The sequence below is a fragment of the Vibrio sp. 10N.237.312.B06 genome, assembly GCF_041464685.1.
Taxonomy (GTDB): Bacteria; Pseudomonadota; Gammaproteobacteria; order Enterobacterales; family Vibrionaceae; genus Vibrio; species Vibrio tasmaniensis_A.
In genome coordinates this window covers 1-1,960 of sequence record NZ_JBFSPI010000182.1, presented here as the reverse complement: position 1 = coordinate 1,960, position 1,960 = coordinate 1, and the positions used below count along the sequence as shown (strand labels likewise).

General features: G+C 41.7%; 1 protein-coding gene. It reads left to right on the top strand.

What is annotated here, in order from left to right; translation table 11 throughout:
* Positions 1–156 precede the first annotated feature (156 nt).
* Positions 157–1,923, top strand: coding sequence for an Ig-like domain-containing protein (locus AB6C75_RS23365; RefSeq protein ID WP_372109485.1), 1,767 nt, complete (start codon positions 157–159; stop codon positions 1,921–1,923).
* Positions 1,924–1,960: the final 37 nt, after the last annotated feature.

The following is a 1,960-nucleotide window of genomic DNA, read 5'->3' as shown; positions in this document are numbered from 1 at the left end:
TCAAACCTATGCGAGTCACCCCAGCAGAGCTGGGGGGTTATCAATGTTTAATTAGATAAGGATCTACATCGTTCACCAGCAGAACTAGTAGCAGTTGAAAACAACTATCAGTTACCAGGGCCTTCTTTAAAGTCACCGGTTCCTGCTCGATCACTCATGAAACTTCAAATGAGCAGTATCGGCTACCTTGTTGATATTGAATCGCTTGAGACGTCTTTCAATAAAAACATTATCGATACTATTGCGGCAATGGATCATACAACGAATTCGCTGGACTACTTTTTTGCGCGCGATGCATTGATACGAGTGGACTACCCAATCGGTGTTATTACCATAAATAGTGGTGGAAAGACCGCCAGTGAACTCAGTCCAATACTAGATCCACTAGTCAGATCGGAATCGCCAAGTGAATTTCAGATAGGCCAAACCTTTTTTAAAGAAGGTAAGCGTTGCAATGCGTCAGGGCTTTCAAGTCGTTGCGATTTTCACCCAGATCTTGCGCATACGCTGCATGAAATTGGCCATACTTTTTCGTTAGGGCACCATGTTGGACCTGAAACCAGTACTTTGATGAGTTTCTCGTTTGCCATAGATACCAATATGATTTCGACGATGAAGACTTCAAGCGCAATTGATCAGCGTTTGGCGCCAGCGATGGAGTCACGCATGAACCCTAAGGCAAATATTGATCACATTGGTACTACTCGTAATACACCGGTAATCGTCGATGTGCTTGAGAATGATTTTGATGCAAACGGAATAAACGTTGGCGGAGAGTTATCTTTAGATAGCTACACGAAACTGAGCCAGAAAGGTGGGGTTATAGAGCTACAGGCTGGAAAACTAAAATATACACCTGTTGAAGGCTATGTAGGAGAAGACCATTTTGGCTACACAATTACGGACGACACAGGCTTAAAAGATAGTTCAGAAGTTCACGTAAGTGTGAAAAGTAACGCACGAGTGCTTTATCTTTCCGATAATCATTTTACGATAAGACAAGATATAAAAAATCATGACAAACACAGCCAGCCTAATTTTAAGCATCTGATAAACCGAGCTGGTAAAGAAATGTATTTCGGTAAACCTTATTTTGCCGCTTACCCTGATGTCGGTTTTCACCAGTATGTGATTGATCAAACATCAACGAATACCGGAAGGGCTGAAACTGAACCTACTTTTTCAGAAAACAACCTGATGACATTACAAAAGCATATGCCTCATGATTTAGCACCTGGTAAACAGAGTTTTTCGATTGTGGCTCGTTACAAACAAGATGGTTTCTATCGTACAGCACCGGAAAACAAGGGTATTCATGAGGTAAGTATATTCAGCTCAGGGAAGATTGATGATGGTTTTGCTCTGTCACACTTTAATGGAAACAGCCACCGCTCCGGGGAGCCTGAAAAAGGGTTAGGTTGGACGCTAGTCAGTCGACAAATGTACACAAGAACGTCATTCTCAAATAGTCCTCATATTATTCATGCATTTGCTAAGCCAGATGAAGCCAATATTGCGAATAATGTTTGGCACTCTGTTGCGTGGGTAATTGATCGTAAAAATAATCAAGTATCAACATGGGTAGATGGCAATTTGGTCCCTATGGCTTTAAGTACTGATCCGTCTAACTTTTTAGATTACATCCCCTTACCTGCTGGGTTCGAAGGGGTATACCCAGGGGGAACTCATGCTTGGATTGATTCGAGTTGGGATGCTTCAACGGAAGGCTATGGTCCTTGGTTTATGAGTACTAATGGGCAGAATAAAGGAACAGGTGCGAATGGAATTTGGACTTCATCGACTCGATTTATTTCTGATAAGTTTGCGGTCGATGATGTTCAACTTTATACCTATGCTCTTAAAGAGCAAGAAATAAAGAGCATTGCTCAAAATAAAGAAAAAGCGTTTACTAGGGCGTGTTGATCTTTCGTGAGTGTTTTTTGAACAGCATGGTAAAGAG

Bases quoted from the DNA above. Each gene is read 5' to 3' on its own strand.
- AB6C75_RS23365 (WP_372109485.1), top strand. From the start codon at position 157: ATGAAACTTCAAATGAGCAGTATCGGCTACCTTGTTGATATTGAATCG.